This window comes from Legionella nigrisilvae (assembly GCF_977063395.2).
In genome coordinates this window covers 734,862-755,215 of record NZ_CDRUGZ020000027.1, presented here as the reverse complement: position 1 = coordinate 755,215, position 20,354 = coordinate 734,862, and the positions used below count along the sequence as shown (strand labels likewise).

The window sequence follows — 20,354 nt, the reverse complement described above, 5'->3', positions numbered from 1 at the left end:
GGAGTATCGCGATGAAAGCACTCATATACCAAGGACCAGGGAAAAAATCTTTAGAGGAGCGGCCCGTTCCCGAAATAATACATGCAACTGACGCGGTCATTAAGATCACAAAGACTACAATTTGTGGCACTGATCTTCATATTCTTAAAGGAGATGTAACAACATGCCAGCCTGGGCGAATTCTTGGCCATGAAGGCATAGGAGTGGTCGATCAAATTGGTCCAGGAGTAACTGGATTTAAGAAAGGAGATCATGTTCTTATTTCTTGTATCACATCCTGCAGCAAGTGTGATTATTGTCGCAAAGGAATGTTCTCACACTGTGTAAACGGTGGTTGGATCCTTGGTAACTCAATTGACGGGACACAAGCTGAGTATGTTCGAATACCTTTTGCAGATACCAGTCTTTATAAAATTCCTAAAGGAGTAGATAAAGACGCTCTGGTAATGCTGAGTGATATTTTACCTACAGGTTTTGAATGTGGCGTACTCAACGGAAAAATACAACCAGGTAATACAGTTGCGATTGTTGGCGCAGGGCCTATTGGCTTGGCTGCTCTTCTTACTGCCCAATTTTACTCTCCGGCTGAAATTATAATGATTGATTTAGATAATAACCGTCTGGAAATAGCAAAACGATTTGGAGCAACAGCCACAATCAATAGTCAAGATGGCAAAGCTGCAGAAAAAATAATGAAAATGACCGACGGGCGTGGAGTAGACACGGCTATTGAAGCCGTTGGCATTGCCAATACATTTCTTATATGTCAGGACATTGTGGCGCCAGGTGGTACTATTGCTAATATTGGTGTCCATGGTGCGAAAGTAGATTTACATCTAGAGAGATTGTGGTCACAGAACATCGCGATTACTACCCGACTTGTTGATACAGTCACTACACCCATGTTGCTCAAAACAGTATGTGCGAAAAAGATTAATCCATGCTTATTGATTAGTCATCACTTTAAATTTGAAGATATTATGGATGCTTATGAAACATTCGAAAATGCAGCTAATACTCATGCGCTAAAAGTAATAATTGACTTAGAATGATGCTGTTTACCAGGGAGTTGGCAAGATAGCTAATTCCCTCGTTATCGTAGAAAGCAACTTAACTTAATTTTGTCTGGATGCGCTTTAGCCGATCGTAAGCATCCTGCGCTATTTCCAAAATTTCTGGTTTGTTAACAAGGCCCATGACAGCAAGTGGATCCATAAAAGAAACAAGCACGCTACCATCATTTTCTTCACTAACAACTACGTTGCAAGGTAATAACAACCCGATATTTGGATCTATTTCTAACGCTCGATGTGCTAATTGAGGATTGCAGGCACCGAGAATAATGTATGGTTTTCTTTCAATGCCTAATTTCTTTTTCATGGTTGCTTGTACGTCAATTTCAGTTAAAACTCCAAATCCTTCTGTTGTAAGTGCTTCTGTTACTTCTGCAATGACATTTTTAAATGAGTCGTGTCGTTTAACATTGAAATGATACATAATTGTTTATCTCCATAGTTATGTTCGATTCTCTCACCCTGAAATCGTTAAACAGCTTGTATAATGTAGCTGATTAATAGTAGAAAGGTATTATTCTTTAAATATGCCATTATTTAAAAAATACTCATCAAAAGGCAAATCGCGTAAATCTACTGCTAAATAAATCAGCCCTAATAACAACACTTCTCTTATATTATATACCTCTGCTCCACTAAAAGTATCGTGCAGTGACGTAGGAAAAAACTTTAATGTTACCTAGTAAAATTAAAAACGAGAATGGGATCGTCGGGCTAGAGAATTAATAAGCCGAGAACATGGACATTCTCGCTATAACAAAAATCTATTGTGGGTAGTAGGTTATTATGTGCAGTTGCCGAATAAAAATATGATTCTACATGAGGTTAACTAGTGGTTTTTTTGCCTTACGCACTTCGATTATTTAATTTTTGCATAGCAGCCCAAGTTCCGGCACTCTAGGCCGATTAGAGCCATTGCAGACCTAGTAGTCCATTTTATACTGCTATACCTAACAGCGAGCCAATACCTGCACTTACAAGCATCGCTATTGTTCCCCAGATTACAACACGCAATGATCCTAATAATATTCGAGCCCCGCCAACTTTTGCAGCAATTGCTCCGAGTAATGCTAAAAATAGAACCGCCATTATTGATACTGATGGAATAAGGTAGATTCTTGGAACAAGAAAAATAATTAACAAAGGTAATAATGAGCCAAGAGTAAAACTGCAGGCAGAAAAAATTGCAGCCTGAAGTGGACGCGCAGTTGTTATTTCTGTAATACCAAGCTCGTCGCGAGCATGAGCACCTAATGCATCTTTAGACATCAATTGTTTTACAACTTCTTGGGCAAAACTGCGTTCCAATCCACGATTAACGTATATAGCTGTTAACTCTTCAACTTCATTCGGTAAGCTTTCTGCAAGTTCTTTCTTCTCTCGCTGTAAGGCTGATTTTTCTGTATCCGCTTGAGAGCTTACTGATATATATTCACCTGCAGCCATAGACATGGCACCAGCAATTAAACCTGCAATCCCTGCTACAAATATTCCATCATATGGTGTATGAGCAGCAGCAACACCAATCAATAAGCTTGCAGTAGAGATAATACCGTCATTCGCTCCCAAAACTGCAGCTCGTAACCACCCAATTCGTTCAATTCGATGATATTCTTTATGTTTCATATATAAGAACTCCAATAGGGAATAGATCTAAGCCAATTTGATCAAGTTCATGTGTTTCGAATATCCAATCTTATTGTTGAGGTTGGTCATGGAAGTGATATTCATAAAAAAACTGCGCATCTTTAATGCTTTCCATTATTTAAATAAGCTATTTACTATATATCAATCTATGAACTTGTTTAACACTTTACATAATCGTTTATTATTTCACAACAGATCTTATTTAAAGCTTTTTATAATACTTATCTGGGTTAATTTTAGGTTAAAAGCTCAACACACAATAGTTAAAAAATTCTCAAATTAACAGCCGGTTTAGAAATTTTGAAAGCTATAGATTAAGAGTTAGAGTGCTATGTGGATGAGTAAAGTGCCCCCGGATTTGGGGATGAGCCAACACTTAGCGCTTGGAAAGATGAAGTCGCCAGAATGTGGCGGTTTAGTAAATCTAATGGAATAACAGAAGGGTTCCATCGCAAAATGAAACTCATTCAACATAGAGCTTATGGTTTTAGAAATTTTGAAAATTACAGAGTGCGTGTTAAGGTGCTCTGCGGGTGATTAGGGTGCTGTGCTGTTAAATCTGAGTGCCCCGTAATTGGGAAAGACCCTAAAAAATGGCGCGCTCGGAGGGACTCGAAACCCCCGACACCTTGGTTCGAAGCCTGATCCTCTTGTTTTAAATTCGTTATAAATCAATACATTGTAAAGCGTCAAACTCACCAGGAACTGCCTAAAACTGCCTATTACAGCGTAGTAGCGCCACAGTTGAGACACGTTTTGGCCACAGAAGAAAATTAATCGTTCTGTATTAAACATGCCCAAACTGAGGTTTTCGATTGTAAGCTATAATGATAGATAATGAATCAAAAGGAGTAAGTTATGAATATACAAATACAGCAAGCATTAAAAGAGCATAACTATAACGATTTAAAGCAGCTAATTGAAAACGTAGATGATTTCAAATCGGCTGTGCGTTCTTTCCCAGATTATGAAGCATCATTGGTGGAATTCTTATCTGAGCCCGATGTGTTCAACCGGTTGATCAAAGACCACAAGGACTTCATGATGATCACGCGTGATTTGCCGTCACATAAGGAAGCGCTGATAACGATGAGCCGGGTGCTATCCGATCCCGAGGCGTTCGACCGGTTGATTAAAAACAACAAGGAGTTTATAGATACCGCTAGGCAATATGCACCATATAAGCCAGATCTGATAAGGATGAGTCGGGTGCTATCCAATATCGAGGCGTTCGACCGGTTGATTAAAAACGAATATGAGTTTAAATCAATAAAAGAAGCATTTAACAAATATAACGTATTCAAAGAAGACAACTTTGAATCGCAGCGCCTTCAAGTAGTACAAACTGTCTCCTCCGCTAAAGCATTTACAAGAGGAGCAACCGTAGGTGCTTTAGCTGGCGGAGAACTTTCCCAAAAATTGCCACCGGAAGTATCAAGCTATATTGGTTCTTTTCTTGGGCGCAAGGATGGAGCTAATTTAGCCCAAACACGAAAAGAGGCAAATGAGCTGGCTAAAGAAGAAGAAGAGCGTCAGAATACGCTTAAACCTGGGAAGTAGGGGTTCTAGCGACCGAAGGTTTCCATCGAAAGATGAAACTAATACAAAGAAGAGCTTATGGCTTTAGTAACTTTGAAATTTACAGAACTCGTGTTAGGGTGCTGTGCTGTTAAATCTGAATTTGATTGGAAAAACTCGTGGTAACAGTAGTTACCCAGCAATTCAGACATGACGCCGTATTGTATTAAGTGATTAGTTAATTAGTTTAGGTATGAAATTAATCATGTGGATTCCAGGGATCTATACCCTGTTGTTCCAGAATATAAGGTTCGTGTTCATCTACTGGATGGGAAAGAGCCTTTTAAATGGCGCGCTCGGAGGGACTCGAACCCCCGACACCTTGGTTCGAAGCCAAGTACTCTATCCAGCTGAGCTACGAGCGCAATAAGGTATGGGTTTAATATTTTGCCATATTAGGTTCTGGTTGATATTGTATGCTGATAACCAGAATGGTGGGCCGTATAGGATTCGAACCTATGACACAGAGGTTAAAAGCCTCCTGCTCTACCACCTGAGCTAACGGCCCTTAAGGCAAAATATTTTTTAAACTGTACTCTAAAACTGGTGGGCCGTATAGGATTCGAACCTATGACACAGAGGTTAAAAGCCTCCTGCTCTACCACCTGAGCTAACGGCCCTAAAGAGGCTGGAATAATACCGTATTAGCACAGAATTTCAAGTCTTTTTATAATGTTTCTTAAATTTTTGTTATTTTAAAGGGCACAAATATTTTTTTTAGGCAAAATTGGCATTATAAAAAATAAGATTATTTAATTAATGGAGCATGAACATAAATATTTTTTTCTGTAGCCAATACAGTCCAATGATGCATTTTTAATTTATTGGCAAGGAATTGCGCATTTTTGGTTGCAGTAATGAGTAATAAAACATCAGCTCCTAAAGCGCCACAACCTTTGATGGCGAGTATCTCCGGCTCTTTTTTAAATTCACTTATAATTTTTAGGCTATGTTCTGCAACCAAATTTAACTCGGCGAGTTTTTGATGATAGAGATTGATCGTCCTAATCAATTTTTGGGAATTAGCATGTTCGAATGCTTGTTTTGCTTCATCAACTAAAAGTGACAAATAATCAATCTGATCGGGTAAGTCAGTGGCCTGTAAATGATGATGAGTAGCGAGTTTTACGCCAGTATGGATGAGAAAGAAAGACAAATCATGAAAGGGCCAGTCGTAGGATTTCATTATATTGTGTTGCTTATTAATGTAAACGCAGCCTTGTTGAGATTGTGCCATTACGTCATAACCACTTGGCCTTAATCCTTTCCCAGCCCATGATGATGCATAGTATGCCTTAAGCATCTGGTCTAAATTGGGTATAGTGTTTTTTATGAAACAACCTGCTAAATAGCTTGCCAAAAATTGTGCACTCGAGGCTCCTAAACCACCTCGGCCTGCATAAGGATCCTTCCATACAAGATTTTGTTCTAAGTGTTGTTGCTGCCACCAAAGCCCAGCTGGAGATTCTGGGTGAATTCCCGAGTGATTTTCTTGTTTTGTAAACGTAAGCTCGAAGCAGGGGGCAGTGGTGATGAGAAATGCTGAAGCTTGAGCTACGGCAGCATATTCACCTAATAGAAAAGTTTTTGCTGGGATTAACCATTTCATACGGCAATTGGTGTTTGTCTGATTTTGGCCAGTAAATCATGGGCATTGTTAAGGCTAATTCTTTTATGCAAATCCAGCCATTTTTGTAAATGTTCTTTGAGTACAGGCATTTCATTTTCATTGGCTCCTGCAGCCAAGAGCAAATTATCAATATGTAATTTCATATGGCCCTGAATAATGCCTTCAGTACATAAGGCTTTAATTGCACCTAGATTTTGGACTAGGCCTACAGCCGCAATGACTTGAGCTAATTCATTCGCTGAAGAAATATTCATCATTCGTAAACACATTTTTGCAGTAGGGTGCAGTGAAGTAACACCCCCTATAGTTCCTACAATAATTGGAGCTGTGAGTTGTCCAGTAAGTATTCCATCATGATAACGCCAACGGGTAATTGCTCTATATTGGCCATCACGAGCCGCATAAGCATGTACTCCAGCCTCTACTGCACGCCAGTCATTACCTGTTGCAATCAAAACAGGATCGATGCCATTCATTACCCCTTTATTGTGGGTAGCGGCTCGATAAGGATCCATTTCTGCAAAAAGGGATGCTTCTTGCAGTTTTTGACCAAGTACTGGGTCGATGGTATGGATCGTGACTTGAGCGGTTGTTAACTTTTGATCATTCAAATTGGATAAAATACACATAGTGACTTCTTCACCAGTTAACTGCTCTATAGGTGTTTTCAAATATTCAAGAACTTGATTAATAATGTTGGCACCCATGGCATCACAGCTATTCATGGTCAAGTGAATGACAGCCATATCTTGATTATCTTCTCTTTTGAGTTGGCGTAATTGCAAATCCATGACGCCACCGCCGCGTTTTACCATGTTTTCAGCAACATCTTTATTGGCTTTACTGATGAGATAAGCACGGTTTTCATGGAAAATTTGTGAAAATTTAGAGAAATCTTTTACGTTGGCTAATTGAATTTGACCTATAATGCACTCACCTTGAACCCAGGTCTTTATTTCGCCACATTGTCTAATCCATTTGGCAGATTTTGATAGGGCGGCAATAATTGAAGTTTCTTCAACAGCCATTGGAATCACATAGTCTTGGCCGTTAATGTTAAAATTAGTTGCTACACCTAAAGGTAATTGAAAATAACCAATGACGTTTTCAATCAGTTTATCTGCTAAATTTAAATCCTTTATGCCTCCATTTTTAAGAAATGCAATGTCTTCAGAGGTGATTGCCCCTAAGGCTAACAAGCGCTTAAAACGTTCTTCTCTAGAAAGTTTAGAAAATCCACGGAATAGCTCATCAGTATTAGAAGTTAAAGGCATGCTTTCTCCTTTGAGTAGCCGGCATTAACGCAAGTTTTTGTAATGCCATGTTTGCGTTGTTCAAATTGGCTGTAATTTTCTTGCATACCTGAATTAAGTGTCTTGAAAAAAATAAAAGCAATTTTATCATAAAATAGGACCGCAAACTACTCGAAAATCGTAGCTTATATTGGATTTTGTTTTTAGGCTCTTGGGTACATGATCACCTCATGCAGTTGGTCTGTTCCTGAAGAAGTAATTTATTTTGTGAAACAATAGAAATTTTTGTTTAAGATAACGTAACTTTCTATAATTGCTCCTTTTTTTATTGAATTCCCCTGGTGTTTTTTTGGCATGAAGTGTAAATTAAGCGCACTTAATTAGATTCAACTGTTGGAGAAGTTATGGGGAAATCGAGAGAAATGGAGTCGTTTACCTGGGCAAAAAGCATAAGGGAAACACTTATCGGGCAATTGAAAAAATGCAACTCTCTTGTAGCTTTGGAGGGATTTCTAAAGAAATTTAATGATAAACAGAAGGGCAGAAGTACTACAAATTTGACTGTTTTCCACCAAGGAGAGATCAAAAAACTGGATGCAGAAATCGATGAATTGATCAAGAATTTAAGAAAACGGTTCGCACCAGAGGTTCGAATTGAAACCATTCCAACAAGTAGTGATCAACCTGTAGTGGTATCTGCTGTCGTAGAAGAAAATTCAAGTCTAAATACGACTTCATTAGCAGAGCCTGGAAAAAAACATCCTCCTCAACTGAATGAGCATAAAATCGAGGTTTCTCTCGAGAAAGATAAAGGAGGAGCTCTGGTCTCAACTCAGACTAAATCGCCACTTAAAGGCAATTTACAAGGGATGAAAATAGAAAAAGAGAAATCTAGCATAGCAGATGACAATAAAAAAGCCGTTACATTTTTAATTTCAGAAGATCATCAGCGACATAAAAAAATTTTAGGTGATAATAAGTTGGCCAAAGAAACTAATGTTGATAATAGAATCCTGAGGCAACGAAAAATTCAGCTTTTTGATGTTGATGTAAAATTAAAGGCTATTTATACTAAGTTGGGCATATATGAAGCAAAAGCAAAAAAATATAAACAACAAAACAATTTTAAAGAAGCATATAAATATCAACAAGCTGCACAAGCCGCAAAAAGTATTTATAACCAAATAAATGCCTTAAAAGACACATATCTCCATGATGGTGATTTAGTTACTTTTAAATCAAAAAGCCAAGAGGTTCTAGGCGATGAGAAAAGCTCTGTAAAAACATTAAGGACACATCGTGGATGGTGGGAAAAATTTTTGGATGATCTCGTGAATCTTATTAATACCGGATTGGATCGCGCAGGTTCCTCAGTGCATTTGCCTAAATTATCACTGTTTAAACCTCTTGCTGATGGAGGCAAGAAAGTTACCGAACTAAATAATTCAATTAGTTCTCTAAAGGCATAGTTTAATTTCTAACAATAATTACCTGAGTTAATTACCTTGACTCAGGTTCCTTTTTTACCTCCCCAATAATATATTATTGTGTTACCATGTTTTATTGTTTTTGCTCTTCCTGAATATTTCTATTATTCTTGAAGCTATTTCTCAATAAATATGACTATGGTACAAAACAGCGCGCAAATCACGTTCGATAAGGAACTTGCCAGAGTTCACTGTACAGGTCACTGGTCTGTTTTGAGAATTGGGAATTTATTATCACAGTTCCAAGAACAGGAATTACCCAAAAAACAAAAAGTGATTATTAACGGCGAAAGCATCAGTGATTTTGATAGTGCAGGCGCTTTAACTTTAATTAAATGCATTGACCTGCTCGAACAACGAGGAAATCAAGTTCAGCTGTCTGATTTTAGCGAAACCCAACAACAACTCATTGATTTAATTAAATCAAAAAAAGATGTTTTAGATTATCATATTCCTGTCCCCGATAAAAAAAATCTACTTTATCAATTAGGTAAAGAATCAGAGAATAAATTCCGACAAGCAGATGGTTTTGTCGCTTTAATAGGTGATTTGGCTACTAAATTATTCGAAGCATTTGGTAATTGGCGACGATTTCAATTACCAAGCATAATCGCAAATGTACATGCTACGGGTGTTACTGCTTTACCCATCCTTGCTTTGCTTTCTTTTTTAATTGGTGTCGTTTTGGCCTATCAAATGGGATTGCAATTACAAACTTATGGAGCGAACAGCTTCATTGCTTATTTATCAGGGATGGCTATTTTTCGGGAATTTGCGCCTTTGATTACAGCTATTATTGTTGCTGGGCGTACAAGTTCTGCATTTACGGCACAAATTGGCAGTATGAAACTGAATGAAGAAGTGGATGCACTTTTAACTATGGGACTTTCTCCCACGGAATTATTAGTCCTTCCTAAAGTTATTGGCTTATTGCTCGCATTCCCTTTATTGATTTTTTGGTCTGATGTTTTTAGTATTTTAGGTGCAATGATAATGGCTAATAACATGCTGGGCATTACCTTCATCGATTTCTTGCAACGATTGAAAGATTCTGTGGGACTTTCACAATTGAATTTAGGTTTATATAAAGCACCCGCTTTTGCAATGTTGATTGCGCTAGTTGGTTGTTTTCAGGGATTCAGAGTTGAGGCCGGTACGGAAAAAAATATTGGGAGCCAAACTACCAAAAGCGTAGTGCAAGCATTATTTTTAATAATAATTGCTGACGCGATTTATTCAGTCATTTACAGTCGGATGCATTTATAAATGAGTGAACCCATTATCGAAATTAAAGGACTGAAGAATTGCCTCGGTGGTCAATGGGTACACTCTGATGTAAATTTGACTGTGGAAAAAGGCGAAATTTTAGCCATTATTGGTGGTTCAGGAAGCGGAAAAACAACCATATTACGTAGTCTACTCATGTTACTGAAGCCTACAGCCGGTACCATTAAAATATTTGGCCAAGACATTAGTCATCTCGATATGGAGCAATCATTCTTGCTTCGGCGTCGCTGGGGGATGCTTTTTCAGCATAGCGCATTATTTTCATCCATGAATGTAATAGAAAACGTTATGTTTCCTATGCGAGAATTCACTAGTCTTGATACTCAATTCATGTATGAATTGGCTTTGTTAAAAATTGCTTTAGTGGGGTTACCTAAAGAAGCCGCAGGCAAATTGCCATCAGAATTGAGTGGGGGAATGCAAAGAAGGGCAGCAGCTGCACGTGCCATCGCAATGGATCCGGAATTGTTGTTTTTAGATGAGCCGACCACAGGATTAGACCCACTTAGTGCTAGGCTTTTCGATGAATTGATTATTTTTTTAAGAGATTCTTTAAAACTTACTATAGTCATGGTGAGTCATGATATAGAATCTTTAAAGCGGACGACAGATCGCGTGGCCTTTATTGGTGATGGAAAAATTTTAAGTGTTGAGCCGATTAATGATTTAATGAAAAATAAGAATAAAATAATTGCTGGTTATTTCAGTAAAATGTAATCTAGAGCCTCCCAACATTAATTGTATGAAAGGCACTAAGCGTAACTGGAGACAGAATACTTGGAAGCGAAAACCAATTACACGATCGTCGGTGTAGTCGTACTTATATTGCTGGTAGGTTTAGTAGCTACAATGCTGTGGTTATCTGTTGGTTTTAATCAAAAAAAATATATTACTTATACCGTTTTCATGCATGAAGCGGCATCTGGCCTGACTCAGGATGCTCCTGTGAAATACAATGGAGTACAAGTGGGGCATGTAAAAGAAATAAAATTAAATCAAAGCGATCCAAGACAAGTTGAAATCTTGTTGGATATCGAAGAAGGGACACCTATTACAACAAGTACATACGCCACGTTAAATTCTCAAGGGATCACTGGCGTCACCTATATTGGTTTGAGCGCAAGCACTTCTGATCTGACCCCAATTCAAAAAATGCCAGGTGAGCCCTATCCAGTTATTCCTTCAAAACCTTCTGTTTTTACTCAATTGGATGGTATTTTAAAAAGGGTGTCCGAGGACGTAGACTCTGTAAGTACTGAAGCAAAACGCATATTTAATGAAGAAAATGCAAAACATGTACGGCATATCTTAACTAATATTGATCATTTTTCTAAAGATCTTGCAAGTAACGGGAAGAATGTTAATGTTTTAATGGATAATCTTGCCAAAACAAGTCGTGATTTCCCGCATATGCTTGAGGAGTTAAGAGTAGGAATAGCTAAATTTAATACAATGGCGGAAAGTTTGAGTAAAGCTGGGAACAGTGTATCAAAAACTATGGGTACAGGAAAAAATGCTATTGATAAAATTTCTGAAGAAGCGCTCCCACCAGCGGTCATCTTATTACGAAGATTGAATGCAATTTCTGCAAACTTGGAAAAGGTAAGTAGTGAAATGCGCCAAAACCCTGCTGTGGTTATTCGTGGAACTAAACCGCCAAAACCTGGGCCTGGAGAATAAAGATGAAAAAGTTGACCGTGTTTCTCGTGGGCTTGAGTACAGCATTACTAAGTGCATGCTCACCTGTTAAAGTCTCTGTAAAAAATCAGTATCAATTGAATGCATACAGTTCGAAACAGTTGGTGAAAGAACCGATGCCTATTACTTTATTGGTTACGCCACCGGATGCCGCTGCCGGATATCAAACAGAGCAAATGCTCTACAGTAAAAAACCTTATGAATTGGAACCGTTTGCAAAAAATGCATGGGTAAATCCACCCGCAGATATGCTTTATCCTTTAATCCTGCAAAGCTTGCAACGAACCAACCTATTTAAAGCGGTTACATCGAATGCCTATACCTTAGGTGTAAATTACCGATTAGATACCCAATTGTTGGCGCTTGAACAGAATTTTCTTAAAAAACCAAGTGTCCTGGAGTTTTCAGCCAAAATGGTTTTAACCCATGTAAGTGATAACAAAGTACTGGCTTCAAAAATTATCAATTTACAAATTCCATGCCCTAGTGATACACCTTACGGAGGTGTAATCGCAGCCAATAGAGCAACACAACAATTTACTGCGATCTTAGCACATTTTGTAGTATCTCATATTGAACATTAATCGATTCGTTTCCAGTAAATTACGTCGTAATCTGGTTAGTATAATGGAATCCAAGTTTTGAACAAAAAGTTCTCAAGACCGGGTTCCACTCCCATGCTGCCCGCTTAGTCAATGTTTTAGGCAGATCTTCTGGAGAAGACCGCGAACAGGGACGGACCTTAGGATAAAGCAGGCGGCTTTTAGCAAGCTAGAAGATTCATACGCTGCACCTGGTCATGAATTAAGATGAAATTGGTTTAATTAGTTAGTGTAGCCAAAAAATAAAAAGAATTGTACAATGTGGCCCCATGAACCCTATATGGGAACTTTGAAATTTGTTAATAATAAAAAGAACGAGGAGATTGAGGATGAAAGCCGGATCATTATGTAAATTAGGTCTGCTTGTAGCGAGTGTTGTTTTAGTTGCTGCGTGCTCCAAAACACCAGGTAGTGCAGATGGCGTAGGAGTTACTGATGCCGAAGCTTCTGCTCAAGGTTTAGGACAGTTCACTCATTTTGCGGGTCAAGAACCAGGTGAATCTTATACAACCAAGGCACCTCATAATCAATTGTACCTGTTCTCTTATGATGATAGTAACTTAGCTCCCAAGTATTTACCCTCCGTCAATGCTCAGGCAGAATACTTGAAGACTCATCCAGGTGCTCGTGTGTTAATTGCTGGACATACTGACGAACGAGGTAGTCGTGAATATAACGTAGCTCTTGGTGAGCGTCGCGCAAATACTGTAGCTGACATTTTACGTATGGCCGGTGTTAATAGACAACAAATGCGTGTTGTGAGTTACGGTAAAGAGCGTCCAATTAATTTAGGACATGATGATGCGTCACATGCACAAAATCGACGCGTTGAATTTACTTATGAGGCAACAAGATGATAAATTGCAAAAAACACCTTATCGCTACAGGTTTTATTTTTCTGCTACCTTTGACCAGTTGGTCCGTGGCACCTGTGGTTGATGACAGTGAAAATTTTGCAATGATTGACCAACAGGCGTATGAAACGTCTGTTGGCCCTAAGTACGATGAACCACAAATTGATAATGGTCAGTTTGAAATCGCTCGTAACGAGAATTACACAATAGATCATTCTCAAACCGATGATGAACCTGCGCTTGCTAAAGATGATCAAGCAAATGATTCAAATAATAATATTACTGATAGTGCCAAGCTGATTGACAAAATCCAAAGTTTACAACAAGAAATCCAAGAACTACGTGGACAATTAGAAGTACAGGCTCATGATTTGAAGTTATTACAGCAACAGCAAGTCGCTTTTTATAAGGATTTGGATTCACGTTTAAGTGGGACCACTTCTGCGAAAGCCTCTTCAAATAAACCTTCATTGGATCTTTCAGTAGGCTCTAAGGAACCCGTTGCGCCTAAGAAAACTGTATCTGCTCCTGATGTTCAAGCAAATAAAGCGGTTACTACGCCTGTTACCGTACCTGTATCTACTGCTTCCAGAGCAAACCCTGCTGATGAACAAATTAGCTATTTAGCTGCATATGAATTGGTAAAAAATAAACGATATGATGATGCTTTGAGTGCAATGAATTTATTCGTACAAAAATATCCAAGAGGTGGTTACACTGCTAATGCACAATATTGGCTAGGCGAGCTTTACTTAGTTAAAAAAGATTATTCTCAAGCCATAGAGCATTTTAACGCTGTACTACAACAATTTCCCACTTCAAGTAAATCGGCTGCGAGCATGTTAAAAGTTGGCTATGCCTACGCTGAACGAGGTGACAAACAAGAGGCTAAGAAGTTTCTACAACAAGTTGTACGAGCTTATCCTGGTACCCCAACAGCACAATTGGCTAATTCAAAATTACGTACAATATAATTAAATGAAAATGTAACTCAGAATTTGTATTTGTAGCCTGGGTGAGGCACACCGTAACCCGGGTTTTTCTATTGAAAATTTCTTGAGTTACCGCTTATAGGCCTTTACCTGGCTCTATTGAAATAGTTTACGGATCCCAAGGAGAAATTATGTATTGGCTAGCTCATGCCCCAGCTAATATTGCTTTGATCAAATATATGGGAAAAAAGGATGATAGTTCTAATAGTCCTGATAATCCTTCTTTGTCTTATACGTTAAATGAACTTAAAAGCACAGTTCGACTTGAAAAAGCAAGTTCGAAAAAAGACATTTGGGAACCATTGCTTATACCTGGCGGAATTGACAATTTTGTTCTTTCTGCAGAAGGACAGAAAAGGTTTCTTGATCATCTCGCTCGCATAAAAGCATATTTTGGCTATGATGGTGGGTTCTTAGTACAGTCTTGTAATAATTTTCCTCACAGTAGTGGAATGGCGAGCTCTGCTTCGAGCTTCGCGGCATTAACTCGCTGTGCTGTGATCGCTTTGAGCGAATTAACTAATAAACCCACGCCGTCTGTTGATGAACAAGCACAATTAAGCCGTTTAGGCTCAGGATCATCCTGTCGCTCTTTTTATTCTCCCTGGGCTCTATGGGATGATCATGAAGTTAAAGCAGTAGATTTGCCTTACCCAGAGTTAATTTATCAAGGGGTGATTATTAGCAGTAAGAAAAAGGAAGTTCCCTCCAGTGAAGCACATCAACGAGTAAAGAGTAGTCCTTTTTATGAAACACGTAGTCAAAGAGCAAAAGAGAACTTAAAACTTTTATTAGACGCCTTGATGAGCCAAGATTGGACTTCGGCCTACCAAATCTGTTGGCGTGAATTTCAAGATATGCACCGGTTATTTAATACGTGCGAGCAACCTTTTTCCTACATGACTGAAAATTGCATTGATTTATTGCGTCATTTAGAGAATTTTTGGCATAAAAAAGGCGATGGACCTATAGTGACTATGGATGCAGGACCAAATATTCATTTGTTGTATCGTTCTAACCAATCAGAATTGGCACGTGAATTTAAACGTGATTATTTAATAGGCAATTATGATGTTCTGTGATTTTGAAACCACAACGTTTGGCAAATGGATTTTAGCAGGTGAACATGCTGTAGTACGGGGACATCCAGCTCTTGTATTTCCGATCAAGGAAAAAAAGTTAACCTTAACTTATTCTGTTAATGCAACTTCTTTAGGGGCAGATTATACGGGAACTAGTGGTGCTGATATGCAGCTTTTGTTTTGGAGTGTATTGGAACATGGCATGCAATTATTGGGACGTTCTTTAAATCAATTAGGTGGTTATTTTCATTTAGATAGCACAATTCCTGTAGGAGCCGGAATGGGAGCTTCAGCAGCTCTTTGTGTGGCAATGAGTCGCTGGTTTTGTGCGCAAAAAATGATAGAACAAAGTCAATGTAATGATTTTGCAAAAGAACTAGAACATTTGTTCCATGGAAAAAGTAGTGGGCTCGATGTTGCAGGCGTCGCTACTGAGGGAGGGGTTTATTTCAAATTGGGAAAAATTATACCACTTCAGCAAAAAATTCGTCCTCAATTTTTTTTATCTTCCTGTAAGCAAATCGGAATTACCTCACATTGTATTCATCAGGTCCAGGATTTATGGACTAAAAATCCTACATTAGCTGAGCAAATCGATGCACAAATGGTTGTAGCAGTTGAGGAAGCTAGAAATGCTTTAGAACTGGGGGGAACAGATGCAATCCCTTCTTTAGCGCAAGCAATTAATAAGGCGGCAGATTGTTTTTATCAATGGAACTTAGTTAGCGAGAGTTTGCAGCAACATATGAATCGATTAACTGCTGAAGGAGCCTTGGCTGTAAAACCGACAGGTTCTGGAGGAGGGGGATTTGTGCTAAGTCTTTGGGACAAACAACCACCTGAATATCTTGAATTACTAAGTGCTTAACGGAGAATGATCAGTCTACAAATTGATAATAGACTTCTGTCCCTTTTACCATTCCAAGTTCATAGCGTGCTTGTTCTTCCAGAGCTTGCTCGCCACCTTTTAATTCTCTAATATCTGCTTCAAGCGCTCGATTTCGTGTTGCCAGTTTATTGTTTTCTTGTTCGTGAACAACCAGTTTTTTTTCAAGATTTTGCCATTGAATTAAATTTCCATCGCCCAGCCACAGCTTATGCTGTAAAACGACCAGGGAAACAATTAAAATTATAAACAAAGGGCGCATAGGTTTTGCTTAATTAAAAGGTATCCTTTTGCCATTGTATTACCATATCACAATGTGTAGCAATATGTGCTCGAGGAATTTTTTTACTTTAGACATAAAAAACATAAAATTACAGAAAAACTAGTTAGATTAGGGAGTTAAATCTATAACTAAAAAAACGTTATTGATTGAGCCAGTAACCTGGTTCCAACCAGGCTACTGGCTAATACTATCAATCAAGCAATCAAAAATGTTTACGTAAAATGTTAAGCTCTTCGTTTAATTGATCTATTTTTTCTATTAAGTCCAGTGCAAGGGCTACCCCCGGAAGATTAATTCCCAAATCCTGGTGGAGGCGAAATGCCGACTCAATTTTTCGGAGATCGTTCGGATTTAACTCCAGGTGCTCTGTTTTTGTGGTTTCTGTAGAAAATAAACCGTACTCAACCATTTCATGTAACAATTCTTCAGGTATCTGATATTTTTGACATACTTCATCAAATGATATGGTCATCGTTTCTTCGATAAGCACGCCAATAATTGTATTGTCTTGTTTCATGCTTATACTCCCATTTTGTCACGTGGATTAAAAGGCATTACTTGCTCCATTTTTTTATAGAGCTCTGTAGCAGCTTCAGTGGTTGCTGGTGGGGTAATAATTTTTAAAAGTACGTATTGGTGTCCAGGTGTTTTACCAGGTAACCCACGATTTTTAAGTCTTAACTTTTGCCCCCCTTGAGAGCCAGGAGGAATTTTTAAATCGATTTTTCCTCCTAATGTAGGAACGACCACAGTTGCACCCAACGCCGCCTCCCATGGAGTAATAGGGAGTGTGAGGTAGATATCACCATCCATAAGATCAAAGAGTGGATGTTTCTCAATTTGTATCGTTAAATAAATATCACCGCGTGGGCCCCCATGAATTCCTGGGGCTCCTTGTCCTGCAAGCCGAATTTGTTGGCCCGATTTGACTCCTGGAGGTATTTTCACTTTTAGGGTTTGCATGGTGACTTCTGATCCGTTTGTCATAGGAATTTGTATGTTTGTCACCGTTCCTTTAAATGCATTTTCCAGGCTGATATTTATTTTTCCATGATAATCTTGTCCGGCCATCGGTTGCTGGCGATAGCGAGAATGCCCGAATAAATTTTCAAATAAGTCCTCATTAAATTGGCCACTGTAGTAATGTTCGGATTCTTCCGGTCGCCAATGCGTTGATCCTCCTTGCTGATGAAACGCTTTATTTCTTCGATAATTATCATACTCTGCTTTTTTCACTGGGTCTCTTAAAACCTCGTAGGCTTCTCCCATTTCTTTAAAGCGCTCTTCTGCGTTTGGCTCTTTACTTATATCAGGATGATATTTCCGAGCCAATTTTCGATATGCCATCTTAATGTCTTTATCAGAGGCATCCTCACTTACTCCCATTATTTTATAATAGTCTTTATCCATATTTGTTTACTCAATTTAAATATCATTCATTTTTGTAACACATATTTTCCCGGCGCGTTAGGTAATGTTTTATCTATTTTAGGTGGTGTGCTCAACCACAACTCAATTGTCTCACTAGTCAATCATGTCAGGCAATCCACAATGAGCTTTTTCCTAGTTTGGCAATATCGGATGCGTTTACTTTAAAGTCAGAGCTTAGTTGACTCTTTTATTTCTTATATTTTATGTGACTGTTTTTCTATTATGCGCAACCATCTAAACATTTTTACATGGTTTCAGTTTTTCATCACCGTTTTGTTATAAAATTGTATAGTCTCTTGGATATTTATTTGTATATTAATCAGTTAAAGTACATACTATCCACATACTTCTGGATGTTGTCATGAGTTGTAATCCTGTACTTCAGGACTCTTTTCTAGGTTGACTTTGTTTAGTTTGAGCAATGGTTTCTTGTTGCTGAGAACTTTAGCTAGATGTTAACAACTACATGAAGTATCACAGTACCGTTATGAATTAATATTGGAGACCTTTATGCAAAAGTACGTACTAAATATCTTGGTGGTTTTTGTTTTATTTTCTTTGGTTGGTTGTCAGTCGAACCAAGCAACTCCTAATATATTTAGGTCGTTTTCACCTATGGCTACTCCAGGCGCAGATTTAACACAAACTGTACAAGAAGCTTTAATGCGTAATGATGATCTTGCTGTGTCGCAAGTGCATGTTCAAACAAGACAAGATGTTGTAATTTTAACTGGATACGTTAAAAAAATAAGACTTAGTGATACTGCAGAACAAATAGCGCGTCAGGTACCTGGTGTACGTGGTGTAGAAAATCATATAATTGTCCGACAATAGTCTTTAAAGCTCTCCATTTGTACTATATTTATAAAATAGGTTAAGTATGTTCAAATGGAGAATAAAATGGCTGACCTAATCCATAATGCCTTACCAGTACCGAAGCGAAAAATTATTTTTATCCATCCAGAAGATTCTGTAAGAAAATGCATTAATATGATGACGGAATTAGATATCGGTGCCTTAGTTGTAGTAGATAACGACAATCAATTAGTAGGTATCGTAAGTGAGCGAGACATAGTTCGTTCTTGCTTGCACAAATGCATTAATCTCGACACAGGAACGGTTGACGATGTGGTGCATAGAGATATAACGATACTTAGCCCTAACGATGTTGTAGAAAAAGCAATGCAAGCTATGACCGCCACTAAAAGAAGACATGTGTTAATTCGTGATGAAAATGATGAGTTGGTCGCTATTTTATCAATAGGTGATTTGCTTTATCATCTATTAGAAGATAAGGCTAGAGTGATAGAACAATTAGAAAATTACATTCATACCTATTAACAGAGTTTTTTAGGATGATATAGTATCCTTTTAATGCACCTACGAATCCTATGAAAATTGCTTTCAAATTGCTCATAATGCTCTTTATTGTTTGCGCTACAGGGTGGGCTGCTCAACCTTTGCCCACATGGTATTCGATCACAGATCATAAAGCGATCATAAAGGTAGAAATGTTTCTGTCGACCACCTGTCCCCACTGTCAAAAGGCTGATGCTTTTTTCCATGAAATGGAAAAAAAATATCCGGATTTACAGGTTCAACGATATTATATTAATCAGGATAAAGACTCATTAGGTCGTTTTTATCAATTATTGAGCGCACAGCAAATGGACGATTTTGCTGTTCCATCAATCTTTTTTTGTAATTCGCGTTGGGTTGGTTTTGCTTCAGCAGATACCACTGGAAAAGATTTGTTGCAAGCGATTAACTATTGTAAGAAGCAAATTGAACATAAAGGTGAATTAACTATTGAAACGGTTAATACTTTGCGTCATTTGGCCAATGCAAATCGATTTATTACAGGAATAGTAGAAAAACCGTCAAGGCTTCAATTTACAACTACCATTGCGCTTATGGACTCCTTTGCTCCTTGCGCTTTTTTTTGTTTTGCAGGATTTCTAGCTTTTCTTTTAATTGAGACACAAAGGAAAAGTCAGATTACTGCAGCATTTTTGTTTGCCTCTTCTGTAGCTATAGTCCACTATTTTCAACAAGTGTACCCCAGTGCTTTTTTTGAATTGTTGCCCTGGATGCGTATACCCGCAGTACTATTAGGCTTGATGACTATTTACTTTGTTAGGCAATATTATAAAAAACAGCATCCTAAAACTTTGTATTTTGTATTAGCCTTTTTCCTAGGGCTAATTACTACTATATATCAGCAAACCTGTGTGATGAATTGGTCTACAATCTTTGAACAATGGTTGAATGATCAGCATTTACCCAGTGGGCAAGCCAGTATGTATCAATTGCTGTATCAAGGAGTATACATACTACCTCTACTCCTGATTTTACTTATTTATTTTCTCTTGTGCCGGATCAAACGCTTTGCCGCTTTAAGAACAAGACTAGCCACTATTGGGTTATTATTTTTGCTTGCTATCGCTGTTAGTTTAGTGGTCTATCCCTTCGTATTGTCGAATTTGGGAATCTCAATTGTGCTTTTATTTATCTTAATGATTATTGGTAACTTTTTAAATTTGACTTGATCTTAGTTAGATGATTTGGGAT

21 protein-coding genes, 3 tRNA genes and 2 pseudogenes are annotated in these 20,354 nt (G+C 38.1%); 16 read left to right on the top strand and 10 right to left on the bottom strand.

Annotated elements, in window-relative coordinates:
* Positions 1-11 precede the first annotated feature (11 nt).
* Complete coding sequence (locus ACWTE2_RS20690; protein WP_454784148.1) at positions 12-1,052, top strand: zinc-dependent alcohol dehydrogenase family protein; 1,041 nt, start codon at positions 12-14, stop codon at positions 1,050-1,052.
* A 58-nt stretch (positions 1,053-1,110) separates the two neighbouring features.
* Here the strand turns inward: ACWTE2_RS20690 and ACWTE2_RS20685 are convergent, their stop codons facing one another.
* Positions 1,111-1,497 carry a DUF302 domain-containing protein gene (locus ACWTE2_RS20685; RefSeq protein ID WP_454784147.1) on the bottom strand — a complete coding sequence of 129 codons (387 nt, stop codon included), beginning with the start codon at positions 1,495-1,497 and terminating at the stop codon, positions 1,111-1,113.
* A 512-nt stretch (positions 1,498-2,009) separates the two neighbouring features.
* Positions 2,010-2,699, bottom strand: coding sequence for a VIT1/CCC1 transporter family protein (locus ACWTE2_RS20680; protein WP_454784146.1), 690 nt, complete (start codon positions 2,697-2,699; stop codon positions 2,010-2,012).
* A 393-nt stretch (positions 2,700-3,092) separates the two neighbouring features.
* Here ACWTE2_RS20680 and ACWTE2_RS20675 point away from each other — a divergent pair.
* The 3 genes and pseudogenes from ACWTE2_RS20675 to ACWTE2_RS20665 all read left to right on the top strand — a co-directional run.
* Positions 3,093-3,257: pseudogene (locus tag ACWTE2_RS20675) on the top strand (transposase); the annotation flags it as partial.
* A 321-nt stretch (positions 3,258-3,578) separates the two neighbouring features.
* Positions 3,579-4,280 (top strand): hypothetical protein, encoded by a 702-nt coding sequence (locus tag ACWTE2_RS20670; protein WP_454784145.1) that lies wholly within the window; start codon positions 3,579-3,581, stop codon positions 4,278-4,280.
* 11 nt (positions 4,281-4,291) lie between these two features.
* Positions 4,292-4,393, top strand: a pseudogene (locus tag ACWTE2_RS20665) (transposase); the annotation flags it as partial.
* 193 nt (positions 4,394-4,586) lie between these two features.
* Here the strand turns inward: ACWTE2_RS20665 and ACWTE2_RS20660 are convergent.
* From ACWTE2_RS20660 to ACWTE2_RS20640, 5 genes are all read right to left on the bottom strand, one after another.
* A tRNA-Arg gene (locus ACWTE2_RS20660) sits at positions 4,587-4,663 on the bottom strand.
* Positions 4,664-4,730: 67 nt separating this feature from the next.
* Positions 4,731-4,806: transfer RNA gene (locus ACWTE2_RS20655), tRNA-Lys, on the bottom strand.
* A 36-nt stretch (positions 4,807-4,842) separates the two neighbouring features.
* Positions 4,843-4,918, bottom strand: a tRNA-Lys gene (locus tag ACWTE2_RS20650).
* 128 nt (positions 4,919-5,046) lie between these two features.
* Entirely contained in the window at positions 5,047-5,907 is an 861-nt protein-coding gene (locus ACWTE2_RS20645) for a hypothetical protein (RefSeq protein WP_454784144.1), read from the bottom strand.
* On the bottom strand, positions 5,904-7,202 hold the full coding sequence (locus ACWTE2_RS20640; RefSeq protein WP_454784143.1) for a hydroxymethylglutaryl-CoA reductase, degradative: 1,299 nt from the start codon (positions 7,200-7,202) through the stop codon (positions 5,904-5,906). The genes ACWTE2_RS20645 and ACWTE2_RS20640 overlap by 4 nt, the downstream gene beginning before the upstream one ends.
* A 383-nt stretch (positions 7,203-7,585) precedes the next feature.
* On the opposite strand from ACWTE2_RS20640, the gene ACWTE2_RS20635 reads away from it, so the two are divergent.
* The 9 genes from ACWTE2_RS20635 to ACWTE2_RS20595 all read left to right on the top strand — a co-directional run bounded on the left by ACWTE2_RS20635 (position 7,586) and on the right by ACWTE2_RS20595 (position 16,051).
* Complete coding sequence (locus ACWTE2_RS20635) at positions 7,586-8,650, top strand: hypothetical protein (protein WP_454784142.1); 1,065 nt, start codon at positions 7,586-7,588, stop codon at positions 8,648-8,650.
* A gap of 156 nt (positions 8,651-8,806) precedes the next feature.
* Positions 8,807-9,934, top strand: coding sequence for an MlaE family ABC transporter permease (locus tag ACWTE2_RS20630; protein ID WP_454784141.1), 1,128 nt, complete (start codon positions 8,807-8,809; stop codon positions 9,932-9,934).
* The gene (locus ACWTE2_RS20625) at positions 9,935-10,672 is read left to right on the top strand and encodes an ABC transporter ATP-binding protein (RefSeq protein WP_454784140.1); all 738 of its coding nucleotides are present in this window, start codon (positions 9,935-9,937) and stop codon (positions 10,670-10,672) included. It begins immediately after the preceding gene.
* A gap of 60 nt (positions 10,673-10,732) precedes the next feature.
* Positions 10,733-11,635, top strand: coding sequence for an MlaD family protein (locus ACWTE2_RS20620; protein WP_454784139.1), 903 nt, complete (start codon positions 10,733-10,735; stop codon positions 11,633-11,635).
* 2 nt (positions 11,636-11,637) lie between these two features.
* Positions 11,638-12,237, top strand: a complete 600-nt coding sequence (locus tag ACWTE2_RS20615) for an ABC-type transport auxiliary lipoprotein family protein (protein ID WP_454784138.1) — start codon at positions 11,638-11,640, stop codon at positions 12,235-12,237.
* 347 nt (positions 12,238-12,584) lie between these two features.
* Positions 12,585-13,112 (top strand): peptidoglycan-associated lipoprotein Pal, encoded by a 528-nt coding sequence (pal, locus tag ACWTE2_RS20610; protein ID WP_454784137.1) that lies wholly within the window; start codon positions 12,585-12,587, stop codon positions 13,110-13,112.
* Positions 13,109-14,083 carry a tol-pal system protein YbgF gene (gene ybgF, locus ACWTE2_RS20605; RefSeq protein ID WP_454784136.1) on the top strand — a complete coding sequence of 325 codons (975 nt, stop codon included), beginning with the start codon at positions 13,109-13,111 and terminating at the stop codon, positions 14,081-14,083. The genes pal and ybgF overlap by 4 nt, the downstream gene beginning before the upstream one ends.
* Positions 14,084-14,232: 149 nt before the next feature.
* Complete coding sequence (locus tag ACWTE2_RS20600) at positions 14,233-15,183, top strand: diphosphomevalonate decarboxylase (RefSeq protein ID WP_454784135.1); 951 nt, start codon at positions 14,233-14,235, stop codon at positions 15,181-15,183.
* Positions 15,173-16,051, top strand: coding sequence for a mevalonate kinase family protein (locus ACWTE2_RS20595; protein WP_454784437.1), 879 nt, complete (start codon positions 15,173-15,175; stop codon positions 16,049-16,051). The genes ACWTE2_RS20600 and ACWTE2_RS20595 overlap by 11 nt, the downstream gene beginning before the upstream one ends.
* A 10-nt stretch (positions 16,052-16,061) precedes the next feature.
* Here the strand turns inward: ACWTE2_RS20595 and ftsB are convergent, their stop codons facing one another.
* The 3 genes from ftsB to ACWTE2_RS20580 form a co-directional block, all read right to left on the bottom strand.
* Positions 16,062-16,331 carry a cell division protein FtsB gene (gene ftsB, locus ACWTE2_RS20590; protein WP_182391102.1) on the bottom strand — a complete coding sequence of 90 codons (270 nt, stop codon included), beginning with the start codon at positions 16,329-16,331 and terminating at the stop codon, positions 16,062-16,064.
* Positions 16,332-16,554: 223 nt separating this feature from the next.
* On the bottom strand, positions 16,555-16,869 hold the full coding sequence (locus ACWTE2_RS20585; RefSeq protein ID WP_454784134.1) for a chaperone modulator CbpM: 315 nt from the start codon (positions 16,867-16,869) through the stop codon (positions 16,555-16,557).
* 2 nt (positions 16,870-16,871) lie between these two features.
* Positions 16,872-17,762, bottom strand: coding sequence for a DnaJ C-terminal domain-containing protein (locus tag ACWTE2_RS20580; RefSeq protein ID WP_454784133.1), 891 nt, complete (start codon positions 17,760-17,762; stop codon positions 16,872-16,874).
* Between the two features lie 531 nt (positions 17,763-18,293).
* Between ACWTE2_RS20580 and ACWTE2_RS20575 the strand changes: the two genes are divergently transcribed.
* The 3 genes from ACWTE2_RS20575 (at position 18,294) to ACWTE2_RS20565 (ending at position 20,332) form a co-directional block, all read left to right on the top strand.
* Positions 18,294-18,617, top strand: a complete 324-nt coding sequence (locus tag ACWTE2_RS20575; RefSeq protein ID WP_454784132.1) for a BON domain-containing protein — start codon at positions 18,294-18,296, stop codon at positions 18,615-18,617.
* A 66-nt stretch (positions 18,618-18,683) separates the two neighbouring features.
* Positions 18,684-19,124 carry a CBS domain-containing protein gene (locus ACWTE2_RS20570; protein ID WP_454784131.1) on the top strand — a complete coding sequence of 147 codons (441 nt, stop codon included), beginning with the start codon at positions 18,684-18,686 and terminating at the stop codon, positions 19,122-19,124.
* Positions 19,125-19,174: 50 nt separating this feature from the next.
* Positions 19,175-20,332: a thioredoxin family protein gene (locus ACWTE2_RS20565; protein ID WP_454784130.1), complete on the top strand. Its 1,158-nt coding sequence runs from the start codon at positions 19,175-19,177 to the stop codon at positions 20,330-20,332.
* The last annotated feature ends 22 nt before the right edge of the window (positions 20,333-20,354 follow it).

Coding starts and splice junctions, on each gene's coding strand:
- ACWTE2_RS20690 (WP_454784148.1), top strand. CDS start 12: ATGAAAGCACTCATATACCAAGGACCAGGGAAAAAATCTTTAGAGGAG.
- ACWTE2_RS20685 (WP_454784147.1), bottom strand. CDS start 1,497: ATGTATCATTTCAATGTTAAACGACACGACTCATTTAAAAATGTCATT.
- ACWTE2_RS20680 (WP_454784146.1), bottom strand. CDS start 2,699: ATGAAACATAAAGAATATCATCGAATTGAACGAATTGGGTGGTTACGA.
- ACWTE2_RS20670 (WP_454784145.1), top strand. CDS start 3,579: ATGAATATACAAATACAGCAAGCATTAAAAGAGCATAACTATAACGAT.
- ACWTE2_RS20645 (WP_454784144.1), bottom strand. CDS start 5,907: ATGAAATGGTTAATCCCAGCAAAAACTTTTCTATTAGGTGAATATGCT.
- ACWTE2_RS20640 (WP_454784143.1), bottom strand. CDS start 7,202: ATGCCTTTAACTTCTAATACTGATGAGCTATTCCGTGGATTTTCTAAA.
- ACWTE2_RS20635 (WP_454784142.1), top strand. CDS start 7,586: ATGGGGAAATCGAGAGAAATGGAGTCGTTTACCTGGGCAAAAAGCATA.
- ACWTE2_RS20630 (WP_454784141.1), top strand. CDS start 8,807: ATGGTACAAAACAGCGCGCAAATCACGTTCGATAAGGAACTTGCCAGA.
- ACWTE2_RS20625 (WP_454784140.1), top strand. CDS start 9,935: ATGAGTGAACCCATTATCGAAATTAAAGGACTGAAGAATTGCCTCGGT.
- ACWTE2_RS20615 (WP_454784138.1), top strand. CDS start 11,638: ATGAAAAAGTTGACCGTGTTTCTCGTGGGCTTGAGTACAGCATTACTA.
- pal (WP_454784137.1), top strand. CDS start 12,585: ATGAAAGCCGGATCATTATGTAAATTAGGTCTGCTTGTAGCGAGTGTT.
- ybgF (WP_454784136.1), top strand. CDS start 13,109: ATGATAAATTGCAAAAAACACCTTATCGCTACAGGTTTTATTTTTCTG.
- ACWTE2_RS20600 (WP_454784135.1), top strand. CDS start 14,233: ATGTATTGGCTAGCTCATGCCCCAGCTAATATTGCTTTGATCAAATAT.
- ACWTE2_RS20595 (WP_454784437.1), top strand. CDS start 15,173: ATGTTCTGTGATTTTGAAACCACAACGTTTGGCAAATGGATTTTAGCA.
- ftsB (WP_182391102.1), bottom strand. CDS start 16,331: ATGCGCCCTTTGTTTATAATTTTAATTGTTTCCCTGGTCGTTTTACAG.
- ACWTE2_RS20585 (WP_454784134.1), bottom strand. CDS start 16,869: ATGAAACAAGACAATACAATTATTGGCGTGCTTATCGAAGAAACGATG.
- ACWTE2_RS20580 (WP_454784133.1), bottom strand. CDS start 17,762: ATGGATAAAGACTATTATAAAATAATGGGAGTAAGTGAGGATGCCTCT.
- ACWTE2_RS20575 (WP_454784132.1), top strand. CDS start 18,294: ATGCAAAAGTACGTACTAAATATCTTGGTGGTTTTTGTTTTATTTTCT.
- ACWTE2_RS20570 (WP_454784131.1), top strand. CDS start 18,684: ATGGCTGACCTAATCCATAATGCCTTACCAGTACCGAAGCGAAAAATT.
- ACWTE2_RS20565 (WP_454784130.1), top strand. CDS start 19,175: ATGAAAATTGCTTTCAAATTGCTCATAATGCTCTTTATTGTTTGCGCT.